This window comes from Streptomyces sp. A0958, assembly GCF_004795035.1.
Classification (GTDB): Bacteria; Actinomycetota; Actinomycetes; order Streptomycetales; family Streptomycetaceae; genus Streptomyces.
Map to the genome: position 1 here is coordinate 101,772 of NZ_SSBK01000003.1, position 25,450 is coordinate 127,221.

The window sequence follows — 25,450 nt, forward strand, 5'->3', positions numbered from 1 at the left end:
GTCGGGTCAGCTGAGTTCGCCGCCGGCCAGGGCGGCTCGTACGAGGTCGTCCACGGCCATCTCCTCGATGGCGGGGCCCGGTTCGTCGGCCAAGGCCGCAGAGGACTGGGCCGGTTCGGTCCGCGCCAGGCCGAGCAGGGTGTCGAGCAGGCCGGACTCGCGCAGGCGGGCGGCCGGGATCGACAGCAGGGCCCGCCTGACGGCCTCGTCGTCCAGGGCCTCCCCGCCGCCCGTGGCGTCCGCCGCGGGTTCCGGCTCCAGGCCCTCACGCAGGAAGCCGGCCAGGGCGGTCGAGTTGGGGTAGTCGAACATCAGGGTGGCGGGCAGGCGCAGCCCGGTGGCCTTCTGGAGGCGGTTGCGGAGTTCGATCGCGCCGAGGGAGTCGAGGCCCAGTTCGGTGAAGCCCCGGTCGGCGGGGACGCCCGCCGGGTCGCCGTGGCCGAGCACGGCGGCGGCGTGGCCGCGTACCAGCTCCTCCAGGTAGCGGCCCTGCTCCAGGCCGGTCCGCAGCCCGGCGAGCTTGGCGCGTACGAGGGAGCCCCCGGTGTCTTCGGCACCGGCCGCCGGCACGGCGGCGGGCCTGGGCCCCTTGCGGGCGGGCGGGCCGGCCAGGCCCCGCAGCAGGGCCGGGATCTCGTCGGCCCGCTCGCGCAGCGCAGCCCGGTCGAGCCGGACCGGTGCGAGCAGCGCCGCGTCCTGGGCCAGCGCCGCGTCGAACAGCGCGAGGCCGTCGGGGAAGGACAGCTCAAGGACTCCGGAACGGCCCATGCGGCGCAGGTCGGCGTCGGTGAGTTCGGGGCCTTCCCCGACCGTGCCCTCCCACAAACCCCAGGCCAGGGAGGTGGCGGCGAGCCCGGCGGCCCGGCGTTCGGCGGCCAGGGCGTCCAGGAAGACGTTGGCCGCCGCGTAGGTGGCCTGCCCGGCGGGGAGGATCTGGCCGCCGGCCGAGGAGTACAGGACGAACGCCGCCAGGCCCAGGTTCCGGGTCAGCTCGTGCAGGTGCCAGGCGGCGTCCACCTTGGGCCGCAGCACCTTGCCGACCTGCTCCGGGGTGACGGCGCCGACCAGCGCGTTGTCCATGACGCCGGCGGCGTGCACGACCCCGGTGAGCGGGTGCTCGGCCGGGATGTCGTCCAGCAGCGCGGCGAGGGCGTACCGGTCGGCCGCGTCCACGGCGACGATCCGGACCGACTCGGCGCCCGAGGCGGTGAGGTCGGCGTGGAGTTCCGCCGTGCCCGGGGCGTCCGTGCCGCGCCGGCTGGTGAGGACCAGGTGGCGTACGCCCTTCTCGGTGACCAGGTGCCGGGCGAGTACCGCGCCCAGCAGGCCGGTGCCGCCGGTGATCAGGACGGTGCCGTCCGGGGACCAGGTCAGGGGCTCGCCGCTGCCGGTGGCGGCCGTGTAGCGGGGTACCAGGACCTGGCCCCCGCGGACGGCGATCTCGGTCTCGGCCGAGGCCAGCGCGGTGGGCAGGGCAGCCACCGATGCGGCGGACGCGTCGAGGTCGACCACGGTGAACCGGCCCGGGTTCTCGGCCTGCGCCGCCCGCAGCACCCCCCACAGCGGGGCCTGTACGCAGTCCACCTCGTCCCCGTCGCCCGCGACGACGGCGTTGCGGGTGACGAGCACCAGCCGCGCGTCGGTGAACCGTGCGTCGGCCAGCCACTGGCCGAGCGTGTCGAGGAGCCGGCCCACGGACGCGCGGACCTGCTCGGGCACGCCGCCCGTGGTGCCGAAGACGTCGGAGATGTCGGGCGCGGTCAGCAGGACCGTGCCCGGCACCGACGACTCCGCGACGGCCTCGGCGAGCGTGGCGACCGACCGGATGCCCGGCAGCGCGCTCCCGACGACGAGCCAGTCCTCGGTGGACGCGGCCGGTGCCGCCGGCCCGCCCGGCTGCGGGGCCTGCCAGTCGACCCGGAACAGCTCGGCGCCCCGCCCGTTCCCGTCGCCCGCCAGCTGGGCGGCGGACACCTCGCGGACGACCAGCGATTCGACCGTGGCCACGGGCTCGCCGGTCGGCGCGGTGATCCGCAGCGCGACGGCGTCCGGGCCCGGCTTCGTCAGCCGCACCCGCAGGGCGGTGGAGCCGGTGGCGTGCAGGGTGACCCCGTTCCAGGCGAACGGCAGCGCCGCCCGGACGGGCCCCTCGTGGTCCGCGTCGAAGATCCGCTCCGCGTGCAGCGCGGCGTCGAGCAGCGCCGGGTGCAGGGCGAACGCGGCGGCCTCGGTGCGGGCGTGCTCGGGCAGGCTGATCTCCGCGAACAGCTCGTCCCCGCGCCGCCAGGCCGCCGTCAGGCCCTGGAAGACCGGCCCGTACCCGTATCCGAGCCCGGCCAGGTCCTCGTACATCCCGCTCACGTCCACCGCCTGCGCCCCGGCCGGCGGCCAGGACTCCAGGTCCGCCACTACGGGCGCGGGCTCGGTGGCGAGCACACCGCGTGCGTTACGCGTCCACGGCGCGTCGGCCGGCAGGTCCTCGGCCCGCGAGTACACGACGACCTCACGCCGCCCGTCCTCGTCCGCCTCGCCCACGGTCACCTGGACGGCGACACCGGCCTTGCCCGGCAGCAGCATCGGGGTCTCCTGCGTCAGCTCCTCCAGCCGCGCGCAGCCCGCCTCGTGCCCGGCGCGGAGCGCCAGTTCGATGTACGCGGTACCGGGCAGCAGGACGCTGCCGTGCACGGCGTGATCTGCGATCCAGGGATGCGTGGCGACGGACAGCCGGCCGGTGAGCACGGGGGCCCCGGTCTCCGGCGAGACGACCACGGCACTGAGCAACGGGTGCCCGGCGGGCAGCTGCCCGAGCCCGGCCGCGTCCCCGACCGCCGCAGGTGCGTCGAGCCAGTAACGGGTGCGCTGGAAGGGGTACGTGGGCAGGTCGACCCTGCGCGCGCCCGTACCCGCCTGCAACGCCTCCCAGTCGACCTCGCCACCCCGGACCCACACCGCCCCGGCCCCCGCCAGGGCGGCCTGGGCCTCGTCGTGCTTCTTGCGTACCAGCGGGACGAAGGTGCTGGTGTCGGCGGTGGCGGACGCGGCGGCGAGCGCGGTGAGCACCGCGTCCGGGCCGATCTCGATGAACGTACGGGCGCCGAGGGCTTCGGCGGCCACGACCGCGTCCGCGAAACGGACGGGCTCGCGGACCTGGTCGACCCAGTACTCCGGGGTCTGCCAGGCGGAGGACACGGCCCCGGTGACGGTGGAGACGACAGGGACGCGGGGCTCGGCATAGGTCAGTTCGCCTGCGATCGCGCGGAACTCGGTGAGCATCGGCTCCATCAACGCCGAGTGGAACGCGTGCGAGACGGCAAGACGGCTGGTCTTACGGCCGATGGCTGAGAAGTGCTCCCCCACCGCCGAAGCGGCTTCCTCGGTACCGGAGACCACCACGGACTGCGGCCCGTTGACGGCTGCGATGCCTACCCCGCCAGTGAGGACGGGAAGCACCTCGTCCTCGGTCGCCTGCACCGCCACCATCGCGCCACCGGCCGGCAGCGCCTGCATCAACCGACCACGGGCGACAACCAGCCGTGCGGCATCCGCGAGGGAGAGCACACCCGCCACGTGCGCGGCGGCCAGCTCACCGATCGAGTGCCCGACGACCATGTCAGGCGTAACCCCCCACGCCTCGACCAGCCGGAACAACGCCACCTCGAACGCGAAGAGCGCGGGCTGCGTGAAGGACGTCTTGTTCAGCGCCTCCGCGTCTTCCCCCCACACCACCTCACGCAACGACGAACCGAGATGTGCGTCCACCTCCCCGCACACCGCGTCAAACGCCTCCGCGAACGCCGGGAACGCCTCATACAACCCACGACCCATACCCAGCCGCTGCGCACCCTGACCCGTGAACAGGAACGCCGACTTCCCCTTCGTCACCGCTCCCCGTATGCCCTCGCCGTCCGCGAAGGCGGCCAGTTCGTGCAGGGCGCTCTCGGTGTCCGTGGCCAGGACCACGCCTCGGTGTTCGAGCCGTGCCCGGCCGCCGGCCAGGGTGTGGGCGATGTCGCGGAGGTCCAGTTCGGGGGCGCTGAGCAGGCGGGTGCGGAGGGCGGCGGCCTGGCGGGCGGGGGCCTCGGGGTCCGAGCCGGACAGCACCAGGGGCACCGGGTGGCCGAGATCCGGCCGGGTCTGCGGGGCCTCGGCCGTGCTCGTCGGCTGCGGGGCCTCCTCCACGATCAGGTGGGCGTTCGTCCCGCTGAGCCCGAAGGAGGAGACGGTCGCGCGGCGCGGCCGGTCCTCGCGGCGGGGCCAGGGGCGGGCCTCGGTGAGCAGGCGTACGTGCCCGGCCTCCCAGTCGACCTCGGACGAGGGCTCGTCCACGTGAAGGGTCTTGGGCATCAGGCCGTTGCGCAGGGCCATGACGGACTTGATGACACCGCTGACGCCGGCCGCCGCCTGGGCGTGGCCGATGTTGGACTTGATGGAGCCGAGCCACACCGGGTCGTCGGCGGTCCGCCCCTGCCCGTAGGTGGCGAGGAGGGCCTGCGCCTCGATGGGGTCACCGAGGCGGGTGCCGGTGCCGTGGCCCTCCACGAGGTCCACGTCGGCCGTGGTGAGGCCGCTCGCGGCCAGGGCACGCTGGATGACGCGCTGCTGCGAGGGGCCGTTCGGGGCGGTGAGCCCGTTGCTCGCGCCGTCCTGGTTGATGGCGGAGCCCCGGATGACGGCGAGGACGTCGTGGCCGAGGCGTTCCGCGTCGGACAGCCGCTCGACCAGGAGCAGGCCGACGCCCTCCGCCCAGCCCGTGCCGTCGGCGCCGCCCGCGAACGCCTTGCAGCGGCCGTCGGCCGAGAGCCCGCGCTGCTGGGCGAACTCCACGTAGATCTCCGGCGTCGACATCACCGTGACACCGCCCGCCAGCGCCATGCCGACCTCGCCGCGCCGCAGGGCCTGGCAGGCCATGTGGAGGGCGACCAGGGAGGAGGAGCAAGCGGTGTCGACGCTGACGGCGGGCCCCTCCAGGCCGAGGGTGTAGGCGACCCGGCCGGTGAGGATCGAGGCCGCGGTGCCGTTGCCGAGGTAGCCGGCGACGTCGTCGGGGATGTGCTGGAGGCGGGACGCGTAGTCGTGGTACATCACGCCGGCGTAGACACCGGTCTGGCTGCCGCGCATGGCGGTCGGGTCGATGCCCGCGTCCTCGAACGCCTCCCACGCCGACTGGAGCAGGAGCCGCTGCTGCGGGTCCATGGCCACGGCCTCGCGCGGGCTGATCCCGAAGAAGGCGGGGTCGAACTCGGCGGCGTCGTAGAGGAATCCGCCTTCGCGGGCGTACGTCTTGCCGTGCAGGCCCGGCTCCGGGTCGTAGATGCCGTCGGTGTCCCAGCCGCGGTCGGCGGGGAAGCCGGCGACGGCGTCGCGGCCCTCGGCGACCAGGTCCCACAGTTCGTCGGCGTTGCGGACCCCACCGGGGAAGCGGCAGCCGATGCCGACGATCGCGATGGGCTCGTCGTCCGAGAGTGCTGCCACCGGAACCGGCTCGGCGGCCGATTCCTCCTGCGCGCCGCCGAGTTCGGCGTCCAGGTAATCCGCGACGACCCGGGTGTTCGGGTAGTCGAAGACGAGCGTGACGGGCAGCCGCAGCCCGGTGGCGGCGTTGAGCGCGTTACGCAGTTCCACGGCGGCCAGGGAGTCGAAGCCCAGCTCCTTGAAGGCGCGGTCGATGCCCACGGTGTCGGCGGACTCGTGGCCGAGGACGGCCGCGACCTGCCCGGCGACCAGCTCGCGCAGGGTCCGGGCGCGCTCGGCGGCGGTCAGGGACGCCAGCCGGCGGGCCAGGCTGTCGCCGACCGGTGCGGCAGCGGCGCTGCGGCGGAGCGCGGGCCGGGCGGCGGCCGCGGCGGCCCGCAGCAGCGGCGGCACGTCGGAGCCCCGGGCGTGCAGGGCGGCCGGGTCGACGAGGAGCGGGGCGACCAGGGCGTGCCGGGTGCGCAGTGCCTCGTCGAACAGGGCGATGCCCCGTTCGGCGGGCAGGGCGGGCAGGCCGAGCCGGTTCATCTTCTCGACGTCGGCGTCGGTGAGTTCGCCGCCGAGCCCGGTGTTGACGGCCCACAGCCCGTACGCGAGTGAGGTGGCGGGCAGGCCGAGGGAGTGGCGGTGGGCGGCGAGGGCGTCCAGGAAGACGTTGGCCGCCGCGTAGTTGCCCTGTCCGGCGGGCAGGACGAGCCCGCCGGCCGAGGAGAACATCACGAACGCCGACAGGTCCAGTTCCGCGGTGAGTTCGTGCAGGTGCCAGGCGGCGTCCGCCTTGGGCCGCAGCACGGTGTCCAGTCGCTGCGGGGTGAGCGCGCCGATCAGGCCGGGGTCGACCACGCCGGCCGCGTGCACGACACCGCCCAGCGGGTGCGCGTGCGGCACGGAGTCGAGGACACCGGCCACGGCGTCCCGGTCCGCGACGTCGCAGGCCGCGATCCGGACGTCCACGGCCCCGGCCCCGATCAGCCGGTCGCGCAGGTCGGTGGCGCCGGGTGCGTCGAGGCCCCGGCGGCTGGTGAGCACCAGGTGGCGGACGCCGTGGTGCTCGACCAGGTGGTGGGCGAGGCGTGCGCCGAGGCCGCCCGTACCGCCGGTGACCAGGACGGTGCGCTCGCCGTCCCAGGGCGCGTCGGCCTCGGGCACGGCGGTCCGGACGAGCCGGGGGATGAGGAAGCGGCCGTCACGCAGGGCGAGTTCGGGTTCGCCCTGGGCCAGGGCCGCACCGACGACGGCCGGGAGCCCTTCCGCGTCGAGGGCGTCGCCGGGGTCGGCGTCCAGCAGGACGATCCGGCCCGGGTTCTCGGCCTGGGCCGCCCGGACGATGCCCCACACGGGGGCCTGGGTCAGGTCGGGGGCGGTGGCCCCGTCGACGGCGACCGCGCCCCGGGTGACGACGACCAGGGTGGTGGACTCGAACCGCTCGTCCGTCAGCCAGGACTGCATCAGGTCGAGGACGTACGAGGTGATCGCGCGCGTGGCCTCGGGCACCGGCCAGCCGCCCGGGGTGGGGCAGCAGGCAAGGACGGCGGCCGACGGGTCGGAGAGGATAGCGAGCCCGTACTCGTCCAGCACGGCGGCGGAGGACGGCAGCGGTGCGGCCGGCTGCCGGAGCTGCGTCCACTCGATGTGGTGCAGGGCGTCGGAGAGGGGCCCGTCTGCCGGGGCCAGCTGGTCGGCGGAGACGGGGCGGCAGATCAGCGAGGAAACCGTCATCACGGGGCTGCCGGTCTCGTCGGCGACGACCATCGCCGACTCCTCCGCACCCCGGATGCGCCGTACGTACACCCGCAGCGCGGCGGCCCCCGCCGCGTGCAGGGACACCCCGCTCCAGGCGAAGGGCAGAAGGGCCTCGGTGCCGCCCTCGCCCTGGTCCACCAGGACGTCCACGTGCATGGCGGTGTCCAGGAGCGCCGGGTGCAGCCCGTAGTCGGTGGCCTCGGCGCGCACGGACTCGGGCAGCGCGACCTCGGCGAACAGCTCGTCGCCGCGCCGCCAGGCCGCCGTCAGGCCCTGGAACGCGGGCCCGTACCCGTACCCGCGCTCACTCAGCCGCTCGTAGGCGCCCTCGACCTCCACGGGCGTGGCGCCGCGCGGCGGCCACTGGGTGAGGTCCGCACCGGCCACCTCCGGCGGTGCGCCGGTGGCGAGGAAGCCGGTGGCGTGCCGGGTCCAGGCGTCCTCGGGTGCGCCGTCGAGGCGCGAGTGGATGTGCAGCGGTCGCCGGCCCGAGGCGTCGGGGGCGCCGGCGGCGACCCGCAGGGACGCGCCACCGTGCTCGGGCAGGACGAGCGGCGCCTCCAGGGTCAGCTCCTCCAGGAGGTCGCAGCCGACCTGGTCACCGAGGCGGACGGCCAGCTCGACGAAGCCGGTCCCGGGCAGCAAAACCGCCCCGTGCACCCCGTGGTCCGCGACCCACGGCTGACCGGCGGCCGACAGCCGGCCCGTCAGGACGACCGACCCCGACTCCGGCGCGAGCACGGCGGCGCTGAGCACGGGATGGTCGACGGCATCCAGCCCGGCCGAGCCGACATCGCCCGCCTTGGCGGTGACGTCGAGCCAGTAGCGCTTGCGCTGGAAGGCGTACGTGGGCAGGTCGACCAGGGGCCCGCCGGCACCGAGAACGGCAGCCCAGTCGACATCGGCGCCCCGCGCCCAGGCCGCCCCGACGCCACCCAGCACCTCACGGGCCTCGTCGCCCTTCTTGCGTACCAACGGTACGAACGTGCTGCCGTCAGCGAACGCGGACCCGGCCCCGAGCGCGGTGAGCACCGCGTCCGGCCCGATCTCGATGAACGTACGCGCGCCGAATGCCTCGGCAGCCACGACCGCGTCCGCGAACCGGACGGCCTCGCGGACCTGGCCGACCCAGTAGTCGGCGGACTGCCACTCCGAAGACAGCTCGCCGGAGACAGTGGAGACGACGGGGATACCCGGCTCGGCGAAGACCAACCCCTCGGCCACCGCCCGGAACTCGTCCAACATCGGCTCCATCAACGCCGAGTGGAACGCGTGCGAGACGGAAAGACGGCTGGTCTTACGCCCCAGCGCGGCGAAGTGCTCGCCCACCGCCGAAGCGGCTTCCTCGGTACCGGAGACCACCACGGACTGCGGCCCGTTGACGGCTGCGATGGATACGCCGTCGGTGAGGACGGCAAGGACTTCGGCCTCGCTCGCCTGCACGGCCACCATCGCGCCACCGGCCGGCAGCGCCTGCATCAACCGACCACGGGCGACCACCAGCCGCGCGGCATCCGCGAGCGACAGCACACCCGCCACATGCGCGGCGGCCAGCTCACCGATCGAGTGCCCGACCACCACGTCAGGCGTAACCCCCCACGCCTCAACGAGCCGGAACAACGCCACCTCGAACGCGAAGAGCGCGGGCTGAGTGAAGGACGTCTTGTTCAGCTCCTCCGCGTCCTCCCCCCACACCACCTCACGCAACCCCGTACCAAGATGCGCGTCCACCTCCCCGCACACCGCGTCAAACGCCTCCGCGAACACCGGAAACGCCTCATACAGCTCACGGCCCATCCCGAGCCGCTGCGCACCCTGCCCCGTGAACAGGAACGCCGTCTTGGCCTCCTGAACGCTCCCGGCGCCCGTCAGCAGCTCCAGCGCGTCGGCCAGCTCCGCGCGGTCGGCGCCGAGGGCGAGGGCACGGTGCTCCAGGGCCGCGCGGCCGGAAGCAAGAGTGAGGGCGGCCGGGGCCAGCTCCTCGTCGGTGAGCTGGGCGAGCCGGTCGCGCAGGCGGTCGGCCTGGGCCCGCAAAGCCTCGGGGGTCGCCCCGGAGACGGGCCAGGCGAGGAGGGCGGGGGCAGGAGCGGCCACCGCCTCCGCCGCCTCCTGCGCCTCCTCGATGATCACGTGGGCGTTCGTCCCGCTGATCCCGAAGGACGAGATGCCCGCACGCCTCGGGCGGCCCGCCGGCTGCCACTCCCGGGCCTCGGTGAGCAGTTCCACCTCCCCGGCCGACCAGTCCACCTGGTCCGAAGGAGTTTCCGCGTACAGCGACTTGGGAAGCACGCCGTGGCGCATCGCCATGACCATCTTGATGATGCCCGCGACACCGGCCGCCGCCTGCGTGTGGCCCATGTTCGACTTGATGGAGCCCAGCCACAGGGGCCGACCCTCGGGCCGCTCCTGCCCGTAGGTCTCAAGCAGCGCCTGTGCCTCGATCGGGTCCCCCAGGCGGGTACCCGTGCCGTGCGCCTCCACGACGTCGACCTCGGCGGCCGACAGGCCCGCGTTGGCCAGGGCCCCACGGATCACGCGCTGCTGGGCCGGTCCGTTGGGGGCGGTGAGGCCGTTGCTCGCGCCGTCCTGGTTGAGGGCCGAACCACGGACCACGGCCAGCACGCGGTGGCCGTTGCGGCGGGCGTCGGACAGCCGCTCAAGGAGCAGGACACCCGCGCCCTCGCCCCAGCCCGTACCGTCCGCACCGGCGCCGAAGGACTTGCAGCGGCCGTCCGAGGCGAGGCCGCGCTGCCGGGCCATGTCGAGGAAGGTGTCGGGCGTCGACATGATCGTGACGCCGCCGGCCAGGGCGAGCGAGCACTCGCCCGCCCGCAGGGCACGGGCGGCCATGTGCAGCGCGACCAGCGACGACGAGCACGCCGTGTCCACGCTGACCGCCGGACCCTCAAGGCCCAGCGTGTACGCGACCCGGCCGGACACCACGCTCGCGAGGCTGCCGTTGCCGTGGTAGCCGGCCACGTCCTCGGGGAGCGGGCCGAGCCGCAGCCCCCAGTCGTGGTACATCACCCCGGCGAACACGCCGGTCGAGCTGCCCTTCACCGAACGCGGGTCGATCCCCGCGCGCTCGAAGGTCTCCCAGGCGACCTCAAGGAGGAGCCGCTGCTGCGGGTCCATGGCCTGGGCCTCGCGCGGGCTGATCCCGAAGAAGGCGGGGTCGAACTGGGCGGCGTCGTACAGGAACGCGCCCTCGGTGGAGTACGTACGGCCGGGCTTGCCGATCTCCGGGTCGTAGAGGTCGGTGTCCCAGCCCCGGTCGGTGGGAAAGGGGCCGATGGCGTCGGAGCCCTCGGCGACGAGCTGCCACAGCTCCTCGGGCGAGGTCACCCCGCCCGGGTAACGGCAGGCCATGGAGACGATGACGATCGGGTCGTCGTCCGTGGCCCCGGTACGGGCGACCGGCGCCGCCGGGCCCGCGCCCGTGGCCGCGCCCACGAGCTTGGTCACCAGGTGTTCGGCCAGGGCCGTCGCCGTGGGGTAGTCGAAGGTCAGGGTGGCGCTCAGCCGCAGCCCGGTCGCGGTGGCGAGGCGGTTGCGCAGCTCCACGGCGGCCAGGGAGTCGAAGCCCGTCTCCATGAAGGCCCGGGTCGCACTGACCTCGTCGGCGCTCTGGTAGCCGAGGACGGCGGCGGTCTCGGTGCGGACCATCCGCAGGACGTGCGCGAGGCGGTCGGCCGCGCCCAGCTCCGCGAGGCGCGCGGCGAGCGGGGCCGCCCCGGTGGTGGCGGCGGTCGCCCCTGCCGTCCGGGCGGCGGGGACCGTGCGGGGGCGCACGAGGGCGCGCAGCAGGGTGGGGGTGCCGTCCGTGCGGGCGCGCACGGCGCGCTGGTTGACGCGTACGGGCACGACGGCAGGCTCGTCCGTGCCGAGGGCCTTGTCGAGCTGGGCGAGGTTCTCCTCGAAGGAGAGGGAGTCCAGGCCGAGGCGTTCGATGCGGGTGAGGGCGGCGGCGTCGAGCGAGGCGCCCATCCCTCCGCCACCGGCCCACAGGCCCCAGGCGAGCGAGGTGACGACCTGCCCGGCTGCTGCCCGGCGGGCGGCCAGGGCGTCCAGGAAGAGGTTGGCGGCGGCGTAGTTGCCCTGCCCGGCGCCGTCCAGGACGGTCGAGGCGGAGGAGAACAGGACGAAGGCGGCGAGGTCCAGGTCCGCCGTCAGCTGGTGCAGGTGCCAGGCGGCGTCCACCTTGGGCCGCAGCACGGTGTCGAGCCGGTCGGCGGTGAGGTGGCCCACCAGGCCGTCGTCGATGACGCCCGCCGCGTGCACCACGGCCCGCAGCGGGTGCGCGGACGGGACGGCGGCGAGCAGGGCGGCCAGGGCGTCCCGGTCCGCGACGTCGGTGGCGCTGACGGTGACCTCGGCGCCCGACTCGGCCAGGTCGGCGAGGAGTTCGCGCGCCCCGGGGGCGTCCGCACCGCGCCGGCTGGTGAGAATCAGGTGCCGTACGCCGTGCTCGCGGACCAGGTGGCGGGCGAGTTCGGCGCCCACACCGCCGGTGCCGCCGGTCAGGAGTACGGTGCCGGTCCCGTCCCAGGGCGCCGGGCGCTCCTCGTCGGGGGCGGGCACGGCGGCCAGCCGGGGGACGTACAAGCGGTCGCCGCGCAGGGCCAGTTCGGGTTCCGAGGAGGCGGCCAGGGCGCGGCCGAGAAGCGAGACACCGGCCTCATCGGTGTCGACCAGCACGAACCGGCCCGGGTTCTCCGCCTCAGCCGACCGCACGAGCCCCCAGACGGGTGCCTGGCCGAGGTCGACGTCCGTACCCGGTACGGCGGCCCCGCCCCGCGTGACGACGGCGAGCCGCGACCCGGCGTACCGCTCGTCCGCGAGCCAGGTCTGCACGGCGGCCAGCGCGTCGGCGGTGACCGCACGGACGGCGGCGGGCACATCGCCGTCCGGCGTGGGCGGGGTGCGGTACACGACGACAGGCGGGACCACCTCACCCGTGACCTCGCCGAACGCAGCAAGGCCGACCGCGTTCGAAGGCAGTTCAGCCGCGTTCCAGCGCACGGCGAGCAGCGGGTCCGAGCGGTCGGCGGCCAACTGATCGGCGGTGACGGCGCGCAGGAGCAGGGACTCGACGCGGGCGACGGGGGCACCGGCCGCGTCCGCGACCGTCACGGCCAGCTCCTCGGGGCCGCGCGCGGCGATGCGTACGCGCACGGCGGACGCGCCGGCCGCGTACAGGGTCGCGCCGTTCCAGGAGAAGGGAATCCAGGTGCCCTCGGGCCGGTCGCCGACCGTGGCGAGGGCGTGGTCGGCGGGGTGCAGGGCGGCGTCGAGCAGGGCCGGATGCAGGCCGTAACCGGCCGCGTCGGCGCGTACGTGCTCCGGGAGTTCGACGTCGGCGTACACCTCGCCGTCGAGCAGCCAGGCGGCGCGGACGCCGTGGAAGGCGGGGCCGTAGCCGTAGCCCTCGTCGGCCATGTCGGCGTACAGGGTGCTGACGTCGAGGGGGACGGCACCGGCCGGCGGCCAGGCCCCGGACAGGGCGGCGGTGTCCGGCTCCGGGGCTGCCGGGGCCAGGACGCCGGTGGCGTGGCGGGTCCAGGCGTCCTCGGCGCCCTCCTCACCGTCCGGGCGGGAGAAGCACTCGACGGTGCGGCGGCCCGACGCGTCGGCGGGGGCCACCACGACCTGGAGGTCGACGCCCCCGGTCTCGGGCAGCACCAGCGGGGACTGGAGGGTCAGCTCCTCGACCAGCCCGCAGCCGGTCTCCGTACCGGCGCGCAGGGCGAGTTCGACCAGGGCCGTGCCCGGCAGCAGGGTCACCCCGGCGATCGTGTGGTCGGCGGTCCACGGGTGGGTGCGCGGCGACACGCGTCCCGTGAGGACGGTCGTGCCGGTCCCCGCGAGGTCGCCGGCCGAGCTGAGGACGGGGTGCTGGGAGGCGAGCCGGCCGAGCCCGGTACCGGCGGACGACTCGGGGGCCAGCCAGTAGCGGCGGGTGCGGAAGGCGTACGTGGGCAGCTCGACGCGGCGGGTGGGGCGACCCGCGTAGAGCGCCTGCCAGTCGAGCCGCGCGCCCCGGACGTGGGCGAGGGCGGCGGCACCGATGGCTTCGCGGACCTCGTCCTTTCCGGCGCGCAGCAGCGGGGCGAAGACGGTGTCGGCCTCGCGCTCCTCGGCCAGGCAGTTCTGGCCGAGGGCGCTGAGCACACCGTCCGGGCCGAGTTCCAGGAAGGTGCGGGCGCCGCCCTGGGCGACGAGCCAGTCCATGGCGTCCGCGAAGCGGACGGCGCTGCGGACGTGGCCGGTCCAGTAGTCCGGCGAGCACAGCTCCTCGGAGGTCGCGAGCCGGCCGGTGACCGTGGAGACGACCGGGATGGTGGGCGCGGAGTAGGTCAGGACGCCGGCGATCCGGCGGAACTCCTCCAGCATCGGTGCCATGAGCGGCGAGTGGAAGGCGTGGCTGACCTGGAGCCGTTTGGTCTTGCGCCCCTGGGCGGCGAACCGTTCGGCGAGCCCGACGGTGGCGTCCTCCTCGCCGGAGAGCACCAGGGAGCCGGGCGCGTTGAGCGCGGCCACGGCGACCCGCTCCCCGAGGAACGGAAGCACCTCCTCCTCGGTGGCCTGGACGGCGATCATGGCGCCGCCGGCCGGGAGTTCCTGCATCAGCCGGCCCCGGGCGGCGACGAGGATCGCCGCGTCCTCCAGGTTCAGCACCCCGGCGACATGGGCGGCCGCGATCTCCCCGATGGAGTGGCCGGCCAGGAAGTCGGGGCGGATGCCCCAGGACTCGACGAGGCGGAAGAGGGCCACCTCGACGGCGAACAGCGCGGTCTGCGCGTAACGGGTCTGATCGAGCAGAGCCGCTTCCCCGGAGCCCTCCCCGGCAAACAGCACATCCCACAGCGAAAGGTCGAGCTGGAGGTCGAGCCAGCCGATGGCGTCGGCGAGGGCGTCCGCGAAGACCGGGTAGGTGTCGTACAGCCGGCGGCCCATGGCGAGGCGCTGGCTGCCCTGGCCGGTGAAGAGGAACGCTAGCCGCCCGGCGGGCAGCGCGCCCGTGCGGGTGGTGTCGGCTGCGGTTCCGGCGGCGAGGGCGCGCAGCTGGGCGAGGAGTTCGTCGCGGCCGTCCGCGACGACGGCGGCCCGGTGTTCGAGCGCGGCACGGCCGGTGCCGAGGGCGTGTCCGAGGTCGGCGGCGGTGAGGTCGGGCCGCTCGTCCAGGAAGTCCGCGAGCCGGCCGGCCTGGGCGCGCAGCCCTTCGTCGGACCGGGCCCCGACGGGCACGAGCACGGGGCCGTCGCAGGGCTCCTCGTAGCCCTCGGCCTCGTCCTCCTCCGGCGGCTCCTCCACGATCACATGGGCGTTGGTGCCGCTGATACCGAAGCCGGAGACACCCGCCCGGCGGGGCCGGTCATCCGTCCGCGGCCACGGAACGGGCTCGGTGAGCAGCTGTACGGTGCCCGCCGACCAGTCGACGTTGGCGCTGGGGGTGTCGACGTGCAGGGTGCGGGGAAGGACCCCGTTCCGCATCGCCATGATCATCTTCATCAGCCCGGCGACACCGGCGGCGGCCTGGGTGTGCCCGAGGTTGGACTTCACCGAGCCGAGCCACAGCGGCCGGTCCCCGGGGCGGCCCTTGCCGTACGTGGCGATGAGGGCGCTCGCCTCGATCGGGTCGCCGAGGGTGGTGCCGGTGCCGTGCGCCTCGACCGCGTCGACCTCGTCGCCGGTCAGCCCGGCGTCGGCGAGTGCCTGGGTGATGACGCGCTGCTGGGCGGTGCCGCTCGGGGCGGTGAGCCCGTTGCTCGCGCCGTCCTGGTTGATGGCCGAGCCCCGGACGACGGCGAGGACCTGGTGTCCGTTGCGCCGCGCGTCGGAGAGCCGTTCCACCACCAGCAGCCCGACGCCCTCCGCGAAGGAGGTCCCGTCGGCGCCGTCCGCGAACGCCTTGATCTGCCCGTCCGGGGCGAGGCCGCGCTGCCGGCTGAACTCCGTGAACAGACCGGGGGTGCTGAGGACGGTGACCCCGCCCGCCAGCGCCATCGAGCACTCGCCCCGGCGCAGCGACTGGACGGCGAGGTGGAGCGAGACCAGCGACCCGGAGCAGGCGGTGTCGACGGTGAGCGCCGGGCCCTCCAGGCCGAGCGCGTACGCCACCCGCCCGGAGGTGACGCTGAGCGCGCCACCGGTGACGAGGTACCCGGTCAGGTTCTCGGGGGCGTCCTGCACGCGGGGCCCGTACTCGGAGGGCCCGGCGCCGATGAACACACCGGTACGGCTGCCGCGCAGCGAGGTCGGGTCGACCCCCGTACGCTCCAGCGCCTCCCAGGCCGTCTCCAGGAGCAGCCGCTGCTGCGGGTCCATGGCCAGCGCCTCGCGCGGGCTGATCCCGAAGAACTCGGCGTCGAACTCGGCGGCGTCGTGCAGGAACCCGCCGGTCCGGGTGTAGCAGGTGCCGGGGACGGTCGGATCGTCGTCGAACAGGGCGTCCAGGTCCCAGCCCCGGTTGTCCGGGAACGGCCCGACGGCGCTCCCGCCGCCGTCGACCAGGTCCCACAGGTCCTCGGCCGAGCGGATGCCGCCCGGGAAGCGCCCGCTGATGCCGACGACCGCGATGGGCTCCCCGTCGAAGGCCGGCGCCGGCTCCACGACCTGGTCGGCGACGGCCCGCCCGGCGGGCGCGCCGAGCAGTTCGGTACGGACGCGTGCGGCGAGCAGTTCGGGGCTCGGGTGGTCGAACGCGGCGGTCACGGGCAGGGCGAGCCCGGTCGCCGCGTTGATCCGCGCGTGCAGGTCGACCAGGGCGATGGAATCCAGCCCCAGTTCCCGGAAGGAGGTTTGTGCGACGACCACCGGTTCGGTGTCGGGCCGGACCTTGCGCAGGCACTCGGCGGTCTGCTCGCAGACCAGGTCGGCCAGGAGCCTGGTCTGCTCGCTCCCGGGGAGCCCGGCCAGCCGGCCGGCCAGGGTGGCCGCGGGGTTCTCCCCCGGACGGACCTCCGAGCGGCCCCCCGGACGGACCTCCGCGCCGGACATGTCATCAGCGACAGGATCGAAGCCCGCGGACATCTGCACGCTCCCAGCTCGTATCGAATGCCCCGCGTCATTCCAGCCACGGGGTGTCCGCACGCTAGGTCGGCCCCGAAGGGCGGCGACACCCCTATCCCCCCAGGTGTTGACCCTGCACGCCGCCCGTCCACGCCCCCGCGAAACCGCCGGTGGCAGGGGTTGTGGCCGACGAGATGCCTGCTGGGCCGGGGTCCCGGCGGGTCGGGGCGCGGTCAGGGGGGTGGTCGGTGTTCTCCGCGCACGCCCCCGGCCCCTTCAATGGCACGCACTGCCCAGGGCGCCGCCAACGGCGGGCCCGATGGCCGAGAGACGGGTGGAGCATGACCGTTGCCGATGTCAGTGTCCGAGTGGCCGAACGAGGAGCGATCAAGGAGGCCGTGGAGCTGGGCCCTTCGCCGAGCGCCACCGAGGCGCAGCACGCGCGGGGCAAGCTGACCGTGCGTGAGCGGCTGAACCTGCTGTTCGATCCGGGAACCTTCCGCGAGATCGAACAGCTGCGCCGCCACCGCGCGTCGGGGTTCGGCCTGGAGGACCGCAGGCCGCACACCGACGGCGTCGTGACCGGCTGGGGCCAGGTCGACGGCCGGAAGGTGTTCGTGTACGCACACGACTTCCGGATCTTCGGCGGCTCCCTCGGTGAGGCGCACGCGCAGAAGATCCACAAGGTGATGGACCTCGCCCTGGCGGCGGGCGCCCCGCTGGTGTCGCTCAGCGACGGCGCGGGCGCCCGTATCCAGGAGGGCGTCACCGCACTCGCCGGGTACGGCGGCATCTTCCGCCGCAACGTGGCCGCGTCCGGGGTGATCCCGCAGATCAGCGTGATGCTCGGCCCGTGCGCGGGCGGAGCGACGTACTCCCCGGCGCTCACGGACTACGTGTTCATGGTCCGCGACATCTCGCAGATGTACATCACGGGCCCCGACGTGGTGCAGGCCGTCACCGGCGAGAAGATCACGCACAACGACCTCGGCGGCGCGCAGGTGCACTCCACGGTCTCGGGTGCGAGCGCGTTCCTGTACGACACCGAGGAGGAATGCCTGGAGGAAGTACGCCACCTCCTCTCCCTCCTCCCCGCCAACAACCGCGAACTCCCGCCCTCCTCGGCCTGCGAGGACCCGGTGGACCGCCCCGGCGACACCCTGTCCCGCCTGGTCCCCGCCGACCCCAACCTCTCCTACGACATGCGGGCGGTGATCGAGGAGATCGTGGACGACGGCGACCTCTTCGAGGTCCACGCCCACTGGGCGACCAACATCATCTGCGGCCTGGCCCGCCTCGACGGCCACGTGGTCGGCATCGTCGCCAACCAGCCCGCCTCCCTCGCCGGCGTACTCGACATCCACGCCTCGGAGAAGGCCGCGCGCTTCGTGCAGACCTGCGACGCGTTCAGCATCCCGCTCGTCACCCTGGTCGACGTCCCCGGCTTCCTGCCCGGCAGCGACCAGGAGCACAACGGGGTCATCCGCCACGGCGCGAAACTCCTGTACGCGTACTGCAACGCCACCGTCCCCCGCGTCCAGGTCATCCTGCGCAAGGCGTACGGCGGCGCGTACATCGTCATGGACTCCCGCTCCATCGGCTGCGACCTGTCCTTCGCCTGGCCCACCAACGAGATCGCCGTCATGGGCGCGGAGGGCGCCGCCAACGTCGTCTTCCGCCGCGAGATCGCCGCCGCCGACGACCCGGAAGCGGCCCGCGCCCAGCGCGTCAAGCAGTACCGCCAGGAGCTGATGCACCCGTACTACGCCGCCGAACGCGGCCTGGTCGACGACGTCATCGACCCCTCCACCACCCGCCAGGTGCTGGCCGACGCCCTCGACGTCCTACGCGCCAAACACGTGCCCCTGCCCGAACGCAAGCACGGCAACCCCCCGTTCTGACATGGCCGCCGACCCCCACCTCCGCGTAGAGCGCGGCACCCCGAGCACGACAGAACTGGCCGCCGTCCTCCTGGTCCTGCTCGCGGCGAGGAGCACCCAGGAACCGATGGCTGAGAGCTCCCCGCCCCGGGCCACGTGGGGCCCGGCCCGCGGCTGGCGCCCACCAGGCACCTGGACCGCGACGTGACCCGACTGCGTAAGGAAAAGACCCCGGAATGACCACCTCAACGCGCCCCGCGACAACCTGGCTACGCCGCTTCCACCCCTCCGAACACGCCCCGGTACGCCTCTTCTGCCTCCCCCACGCGGGCGGCTCGGCGAGCTACTACTTCCCGGTCTCCCGCGCCCTGACCCCGGCCGCCGACGTGGTGGCGGTCCAGTACCCGGGCCGCCAGGACCGCCGCACCGAACCCTGCGTGGACGACGTACGCCGCCTGGCCGACCTGATCACCGCCGAAATGCTCCCGTGGTGCGACCGCCCGGTGGCCCTCTTCGGCCACAGCCTGGGCGCGACCCTGGGCTTCGAGGTGGCCCTCCGCCTGGAGGCGGCCGGCACGACCCCCGTCACCCTGTTCGCCTCCGGCCGCCGAGCCCCTTCCCGCCACCGCGAGAACGAACACGTCCACGCCTCCCCCGACGCCCAACTCCTGACCACCATCCGCCGCATGAGCGGCACCGACCCGGCGGTCCTGGCCGACGAGGAACTACTCCGCTCCATCCTCCCGGCCATCCGCGCCGACTACAGAGCCGCAGAAACGTACCGCTACCAGGCGGGCCCACCCCTGACCTGCCCCATCGAGGTCCTGAACGGCACGGAGGACCCCGAGGTAACGGAGACCGAAGCAGCCGCCTGGACCACCCACACCACAGCGGCCTGCACCTTCCACAGCTACCCGGGCGGCCACTTCTACCTGAACGACCATGCGATGCAGGTGATCGAACTGGTCCGGGAGCGGATCGCGTAGGAGGACCACGGACGAAGGGAAAGCCCCGGCCCGGTGAATTCACCGGCCGGGGCTTCACCGCTCCCCGCGCCACTCAGGCCTGCTCGTCTTCCTCCGCCTCACCCTCGACGTCTGGCGCGGGTTCACGAATCACGGTGACCCGCAGGCAACCATCCGTGCCGAACATGTCGATCAACTGCGACAGGTGGGCTCGGGCGTGGCTACGGACGGGGCTCCCTCCGGTGGTCACTCGTGCCCCTCCAGTTCCGCCCACACGACCTTGCCCCAGCAGCGCTCGTCCGTGCCCCAGTCAACCGCCAGAGCCGCCACCAGTAACAGGCCGCGCCCGCCCTCGTCACCCGCCCGACGCTCCACGGGCCGCGCCCGGGAGAAGTCCGTGACAGCCACACGCACCTTCCGCGCCGCGGTGCGCTCCACCACCACCCGGATGGAATCCTGTCGGGCATGCTGCACGGCATTGGCGACCAGCTCGGTCACGATCAAGGCGCCGTCGTCGGCCAACTCCTCCAAGCCCCAGCAGGAAAGGGCGGCGTCAGTGAGGCGCGGCGTTTTAGGTTGCGGCATGTCGGTCCGCTCTTTCACATCGGCAAGCCCCGGGGCCGGTCGCACGGCCGCCGGGGCGCTGTCCGCTCATGTAAGCGACATGCGAGAAGTGGTGACAGGGACGCCACGTCCCACTTTCACCACGCTATTCGCAGATCCCCAGAAACTCCGCCAACGACCGCAGTCCAGCTGGATGGTTGGGCAGTGTCCAAAGGTCCCGGACGATGGCCACGGCCAACGTGTGGTGCTGCATCCACGTGGGAGCCACACGACGCAGGGACTCCAGGGCCTTTACGGCGCCGACCGCGTCGCCGAGGTCCGTGTGAGCGCGTGCCACGTCCAGGAGCAGCCACGTACGCCAGGACGGCGGTGTGTCCTTGCTCAACCGCATCCCCTTGGCCAGGGACAGGGCGTCCTGCGGGTGTCCGTACTGAACGGCAAGTCGAACACGCTCGATGCGAACGGAAGACGGACTGAAGACACTCACCATCCGGTTGTCACCACCGTGCGGCAGCTTCACCACGCGCGCCGCTTCCTTCTCCGCCGCCTCCATCATCGCCGCCGCACGCTCGTAGTCCCCGCTCCGCGCGGCGGACGTGGCGGCGCTCATGGTCAGCGCGCCCCACACCTTCAGTCCGTCGGCGGCGTCGAGCCGGCCCGCGCCCACCAAGCCTTCGGCATGGCGAAGCGCGATACCCAACGCGTCGTCCAGCCTCCCCTGCCGCTGGTATGTCCACGCAGTCGAGTTGACGATCATCGGCACGAGCAAGGGATCTCCGGACTTTCCCGCAGCGTCTATTGCCCGCTCCAGGCTGATCAGCGCGAGGTCGGTCTTCCCCATCCGCACGGCAACATGCCCGGCGAGCTGAAGGGCCTTGCCCAAGGCACCGAACCCGGCGCGCCGCACCTCTCCATCGGCCGAAGCAGTGGCCGTACGCGCATCCGCGATGAGATCCGGCAGCGCCTGCATCACCGTGTCGAACTCAGCGGAGTGGTACTGCGTCCATCCCGCCGCGATCTTTTCGCGCAACTGATCCAACGAGAACCCGGCCCCGGGCGGCTCCGGCACCGGCCCCCCGAGCGCGGGCATGATGGCCCGCCGCACAGCCACGAAGCGCGGCCCGTCGTTCTCCCCGGAGGAGGACACAGCGGGCGGATCGCCAAGAAGCGTAGTGAGCTCCACACCAAGGCCGTTCGCCAACGCGTGCAGCGTGGGAAGGCGTGCCGAATGCTTCCGCCCCTGTTCAAGCTGCCGGATCACATCAACGGACACAGCGGCCCGTTCGGCCAGCTCTTCCTGCGTCAGGGAGGCCAGACGTCGCAAGCGACGCAGAGTCCGTCCCAGGTCTTCGTTAGCCACGCAGCCACGCTACGCCCGAGGGGCTGGCCTGGAGGGGAGCCGGAAGAAGAGCCCAATTCACCGAAGTCTGCTGCTAATAAGCCCCATTCACCCACACCCGTGGAAGAGTGAAGCCCCATGGTGACCACCCGCATCGATCTCGCACGGCTGCCGCACGCCGCACGCGCCGCCATCGAAGAACGCACCGGCCCCCTCCTCTCGATCGAGGAGACAGCCGAGGGCTTCAACAGCGAGATCGCGGCCCGCGTCACTTCCGCCACGGGCACCTGACACGTCAAGGGCTTGCGCACCGACCATCCCCGCGCCTGGACACAGCGCCGGGAAGCCGCCGTCGCTCCCTTCCTCACGAGTCAGGGCCCCGCACTCCGCTGGCGCGTCGAGACCGCCGGTTGGGATCTTCTCTCCTTCGAAGCCCTCGAAGGACACCAGGCCAACTACGCCCCCCGCTCCCCCGACCTCCCCGAAGTCGCTGCCCTCCTGCGCCGCCTGGGCGAAACCCCTTGTCCCGGCATCGAACTGCGCCACGCTGAACAGCGCCTGGAACGCTACGTCGCCCATCCCGACGACCTCCGCTTCTTCGCCGGGGCGCACCTCCTCCACACCGACCTCAACAACGCCAACGTCCTCGTGGACGACCACGCCCCGCAGGGCGATCGAGTGCGCCTGGTCGACTGGGCCTGGGCGACCCGTGGAGCGGCCTGGCTCGACGCCGGCTACTGGGTCATCTGGCTCATCGCCGCCGGTCACACCCCCGCATCGGCCGAACGTTGGGCCACCGAGATCCCCTCCTGGCACACCGCCCCCGCCGAAGGCATTACCGCCTTCGCCGCCGCCAACGCCAACGTTTGGTCCGAAATCAGCACCGCCGACCCCGCCCCGTGGACCCTGCGCCTCGCAACCGCCGCCACCACCTGGCACGCACACCGCAAAGCTGTTTGAACTGAACCCTCGTTCGGGGCGAGGACACTGTACGAAAGCTTCCGCGTACCGCTGCGCACACGACAAACACGAGAGGCCCGGACTTTCGTCCGGGCCTCTCGCCTGCTGTGCACTCGGCAGGATTCGAACCTGCAACCTCCTGATCCGAAGGATCGGGCACCTCACGAGGGGAGGCCCCGGGCGTCTCCAGTCTTTGCCGCTCACGGTAGCGGCCACCCGCACCGTGTGTCGACGTTGCCGTCACCGCTGCCGTCACGCCGCAAAGACGCAGGTGTCCTGAGGCACCACCCAAACAGATGACTCGCCTTTACGGAGCGCGAGTTGGCGCTGGAGTGCTGGCTGCCGGGCGGCAGCCCGGTGGCAGTGGGCACCCACGAGGGTGCTGGAGGTGGGGCCCAGTTGGGCCCGTTCTGGGTTGTCCGGTGACGGCCCAGGAGTTTGCCGCGCCTCTTCTGTGGGAGAGCACCCATGGGCCTGTGACCCACGCATAAAGGGAAGACCCCGGCCTGCATCCGGGCGCACCACCCTGAGTCGCTGCGCCGGCGTGATCTCAGTTCGTCACCTGTTGGTGGCCGGACTGAGTACGCCCGTTCCGTCCGGCCTTGTTAGAAGGACGCGGGAGCCCACTCTGTTCGAGTTGGAGGATCTCATCGAGTCGCCGCATTCCCGTCAGCGCGGGGGTAGCGACGGCGCGCGACCTGAGATTGAACCGTAACCGGGAGGAAGTGTCATTCATCGGACACCCCTCCCGGTGAGGTGATCAAAGCCAAGGTCGCCGAAGCCATACAGGAACGATCAGCACACGACGAACCTGTGCCACCGAGCGTTGCGGGGGACGGACGCCGCCCCTATGCGTCAGACTGACGCTAAGTCGCCGAACTCTGCTGCTTTCGAGGTTCGTTCTGCGATGCTGGAGGTCGATCGAGAGGGGCCGCAGCGATGCAGTGGAAGATCCACGGTGAACGTCCGATCTACGAGAACAGCTGGGTGAACCTGTGGCTCACCGACGTCGAGACGCCGGACGGAAACCGCTGGGAGCACCACGTCGTCAAGCTCCGGCACCTGGCCGTGGCCGCCGCGGTCAACGAGCGGCGCGAGGTGCTGATGATGTGGCGGCACCGCTTCATCACGGACGCCTGGGCGTGGGAGCTTCCCATGGGTCTGGTGGAGGAGGGCGAGACGCCGGCCGCGGCGGCGGCCCGTGAGGTGCTGGAAGAGACCGGCTGGCGGCCCGGCCCGATCAAGCCGCTGATCTACGCCGAGCCTGCGAACGGCATCACCGACTCCCAGCACCACGTCTTCCGGGCCGATGGGGCGATGTATGAGGGCCCGCCGACTGAGAAGAACGAGTCGGACCGGATCGAGTGGATCCCGCTGGCCGATGTGCGGGGCATGATCGACCGTCGTGAGATCGTCAGCAGTGGCTCCCTGGTCGGACTGCTGTATGTGCTCATGGACGAGGCGATCCGCTGACCTGACGGGCAGCACTTCCCGGAGCCGGGACTCGAACGCCACCGCGGCCGGTTCGCGGCGGAAGGGCTCCAGCTGTTCGTAAAACTCCCGGAGGTGGCCGGCGACTCGTTGAGAGCTGACGGCCGCCGCCGGGGCCAGGGCGTCCATGGCCGTGTGGCACGCCTCGTCGAGTTCGCCGCGCTGAAGCTGGGTGCGGGCGAGCCAGAAGGCGTGGAAGGCGCGGCCCCGGTGGTTCGTCTGGTGCTCTCGGCGGAGGGCGTCCGCGATGAGGGGTTCGGCGAGGGCGGCTTCGCCCAGGCGACCGTGCGCGATGCCGGTGTCCACGATCAGCTTCGGCTCATCGAAGTAGGCGACCCAGGCCGGGTCCGGATCACCGGTGCTGATCCGTCCGAAGTGGGTGTGGGCTTCCGAGATCGCGGTGTGGGTCGCGCCGTGGTGGCCGAGGGTGGCGTGGGCGAAGGCTTCGCGCATCGCGAGCATGGCCAGCACGCGCGGTGTCGTCCCCGCGGCCGCTCGGGCTTGGTCCTGGGCGGCCGTGACGAGTGCGAGGGCGTCGCCGGGCTTGTCCTGGTAGGTGGCCTGGAGGCTCATGCAGGCGAGGACGTTGGCCATGAACTGGCGGTCGTCGATGGCCTTGGCCAGGCCGAGGGATTCGGTGAAGTAAGCGCGTGCCTGGTTGTACTGGCGGGCGTCGAAGTACGTCCATCCGGTGAGCCGGGCCAGCTCGGCCGCGATGCTGTGCAGGCCGTCCCGCAGAGGAGCCGGACGCTGCTCCTTGAGGAGATCGACGACATAGCGGAGCTGGCCGACGACCGCCGGCCGTAAGGTCTCGCCGCCGTGCTCGTCGTCCCGGCGCCAGTAGTCCGCGATCGACGAATGCAGCGCGTCCAGCGTCGAGGCGCTGAGATCCCGCTCGGCCGCCAGGGCGAGGATGCTGTCGACGTCCGCCCCCGGTAGTCCGGCGGCCAGTGGTTCGACGGCTGAGGGGGCCGGTACCTCGGCCGGTTCGCGGTGCGTGGCTGTCAGGCTGGGCGGCGTCTCCCAGGAGCGTCGGGCAAGGCCGAGCATGTGTCCGGGGATGCGTAGTCCGTCCGAGATCCGTTCGATCACGTCCATGTGCAGCAACTGCCGCCGTCCGGCGATCACCTCGCCCACGCGGCTCGGGGTCAGGTCGCAGCGGCGCGCGATCATCGACGGATAGATGCCTGCGCGTGCCTTGACCAGCTGAAAAATGCGGCCGAAGTCTCTGGCCTGGCATGCCTCGATCATCACTGGGTCCGTGAGCAGGCTGACCGGGAGTTCCTTCGAGCGAGATGGCTCAGGCATCGGGCACGCTCCGGCATGAGGGTTACGGCTCGCTGCACTTGGTCAACCGAGGGTGATGTTATCCAAGTTGGGTAATCCGCTTGGCCTTTCTGGCCGGGGCTGCGGATCGCGATGCTCCTGGCCATGGCGAACGGACAGGACGACGTACGGATGACGTTGCGGGTCTCCCGCGACTCCGGCCAGACGTGGGGGCCTCGCACAGAGGTACGCGTGGGCGAGAACCCGGTGGTTCCGGAGAACCCGGGCCGCTACCCGCCGTGCGTCTGCCCCCAGTGCTCGCAGCAGGCCCGGAACGCCATCGCGTCCTTCCGGACGGTGTCGTGATGCGCTGCGCACACTGGCGACGGGTGCCCCTCGACCTGGCAAGGGAAGCGCGGGAGAAGTCGACCGCCCCGTACATCGACCGGGCCGTCCAGTGCCAGCTATCCGCGCACGGCGAGGGTGAGCACTTCGGTCTCCTCACCGACGCCGGCGCATACGGGACCGCGCTGTGGCTCCGCTGGCACGGGACGGACGAGGCGGAACTCGTCGTGCTGCCGGACTGCCCGGTGGCCGCCCCGGGGCCCGACAGTGAGGGCTGCTGTCTGTTCGCCGACCACGCCGAGCAGCACACCTGGGAAGACGCCCTGGAGGAGGTCTCGTGCACCAGCTGATCGCGAGCCCGCACAAGACCCGGCGTCCTCGCTCGCCTCGCAACGAACAGTGCGGGGACTGCG

The 25,450-nt window shown here is 72.9% G+C and carries 9 protein-coding genes and 2 pseudogenes; 7 read left to right on the forward strand and 4 right to left on the reverse strand.

The genetic code is table 11. The features are described from left to right. Nucleotides 1–6 precede the first annotated feature (6 nt). Nucleotides 7–16,215, reverse strand: a complete 16,209-nt coding sequence (locus tag E6P78_RS04095) for a type I polyketide synthase (protein ID WP_136202113.1) — start codon at nt 16,213–16,215, stop codon at nt 7–9. 353 nt (nt 16,216–16,568) lie between these two features. On the opposite strand from E6P78_RS04095, the gene E6P78_RS04100 reads away from it, so the two are divergent. From E6P78_RS04100 to E6P78_RS04110, 3 genes are read left to right on the forward strand one after another with little or no spacing between them, the layout of a single operon-like run. After that, entirely contained in the window at nt 16,569–18,128 is a 1,560-nt protein-coding gene (locus E6P78_RS04100; RefSeq protein WP_136202114.1) for an acyl-CoA carboxylase subunit beta, read from the forward strand. A 1-nt stretch (nt 18,129) separates the two neighbouring features. Beyond that, nucleotides 18,130–18,315 carry an acyl-CoA carboxylase epsilon subunit gene (locus E6P78_RS04105; RefSeq protein ID WP_136202115.1) on the forward strand — a complete coding sequence of 62 codons (186 nt, stop codon included), beginning with the start codon at nt 18,130–18,132 and terminating at the stop codon, nt 18,313–18,315. 28 nt (nt 18,316–18,343) lie between these two features. Further along, nucleotides 18,344–19,093 (forward strand): alpha/beta fold hydrolase, encoded by a 750-nt coding sequence (locus E6P78_RS04110; protein WP_136202116.1) that lies wholly within the window; start codon nt 18,344–18,346, stop codon nt 19,091–19,093. Between the two features lie 225 nt (nt 19,094–19,318). On the opposite strand, the gene E6P78_RS04115 is transcribed toward E6P78_RS04110, so the two are convergent. Continuing rightward, the gene (locus E6P78_RS04115; protein WP_136202117.1) at nt 19,319–19,657 is read right to left on the reverse strand and encodes an ATP-binding protein; all 339 of its coding nucleotides are present in this window, start codon (nt 19,655–19,657) and stop codon (nt 19,319–19,321) included. A gap of 124 nt (nt 19,658–19,781) precedes the next feature. Next, nucleotides 19,782–20,996 carry a helix-turn-helix domain-containing protein gene (locus tag E6P78_RS04120; RefSeq protein ID WP_136202118.1) on the reverse strand — a complete coding sequence of 405 codons (1,215 nt, stop codon included), beginning with the start codon at nt 20,994–20,996 and terminating at the stop codon, nt 19,782–19,784. A gap of 117 nt (nt 20,997–21,113) precedes the next feature. Between E6P78_RS04120 and E6P78_RS04125 the strand changes: the two are divergent. Next, nucleotides 21,114–21,935 (forward strand): annotated as a pseudogene (locus tag E6P78_RS04125) (aminoglycoside phosphotransferase). Between the two features lie 939 nt (nt 21,936–22,874). Then, a complete protein-coding gene (locus tag E6P78_RS04130) occupies nt 22,875–23,408 on the forward strand; it encodes an NUDIX hydrolase (RefSeq protein WP_136202295.1) in 534 nt (177 codons plus the stop codon). On the opposite strand, the pseudogene E6P78_RS04135 reads toward E6P78_RS04130, so the two are convergent. Further along, a pseudogene (locus E6P78_RS04135) lies at nt 23,386–24,734 on the reverse strand (hypothetical protein). The gene E6P78_RS04130 and the pseudogene E6P78_RS04135 overlap by 23 nt on opposite strands. Before the next feature lie 123 nt (nt 24,735–24,857). Here E6P78_RS04135 and E6P78_RS04140 point away from each other — a divergent pair. Further along, a complete protein-coding gene (locus E6P78_RS04140; RefSeq protein WP_240799041.1) occupies nt 24,858–25,058 on the forward strand; it encodes a hypothetical protein in 201 nt (66 codons plus the stop codon). Then, nucleotides 25,058–25,387 carry a hypothetical protein gene (locus tag E6P78_RS04145; protein WP_136202120.1) on the forward strand — a complete coding sequence of 110 codons (330 nt, stop codon included), beginning with the start codon at nt 25,058–25,060 and terminating at the stop codon, nt 25,385–25,387. Before E6P78_RS04140 ends, E6P78_RS04145 begins: the two co-directional genes overlap by 1 nt. The last annotated feature ends 63 nt before the right edge of the window (nt 25,388–25,450 follow it).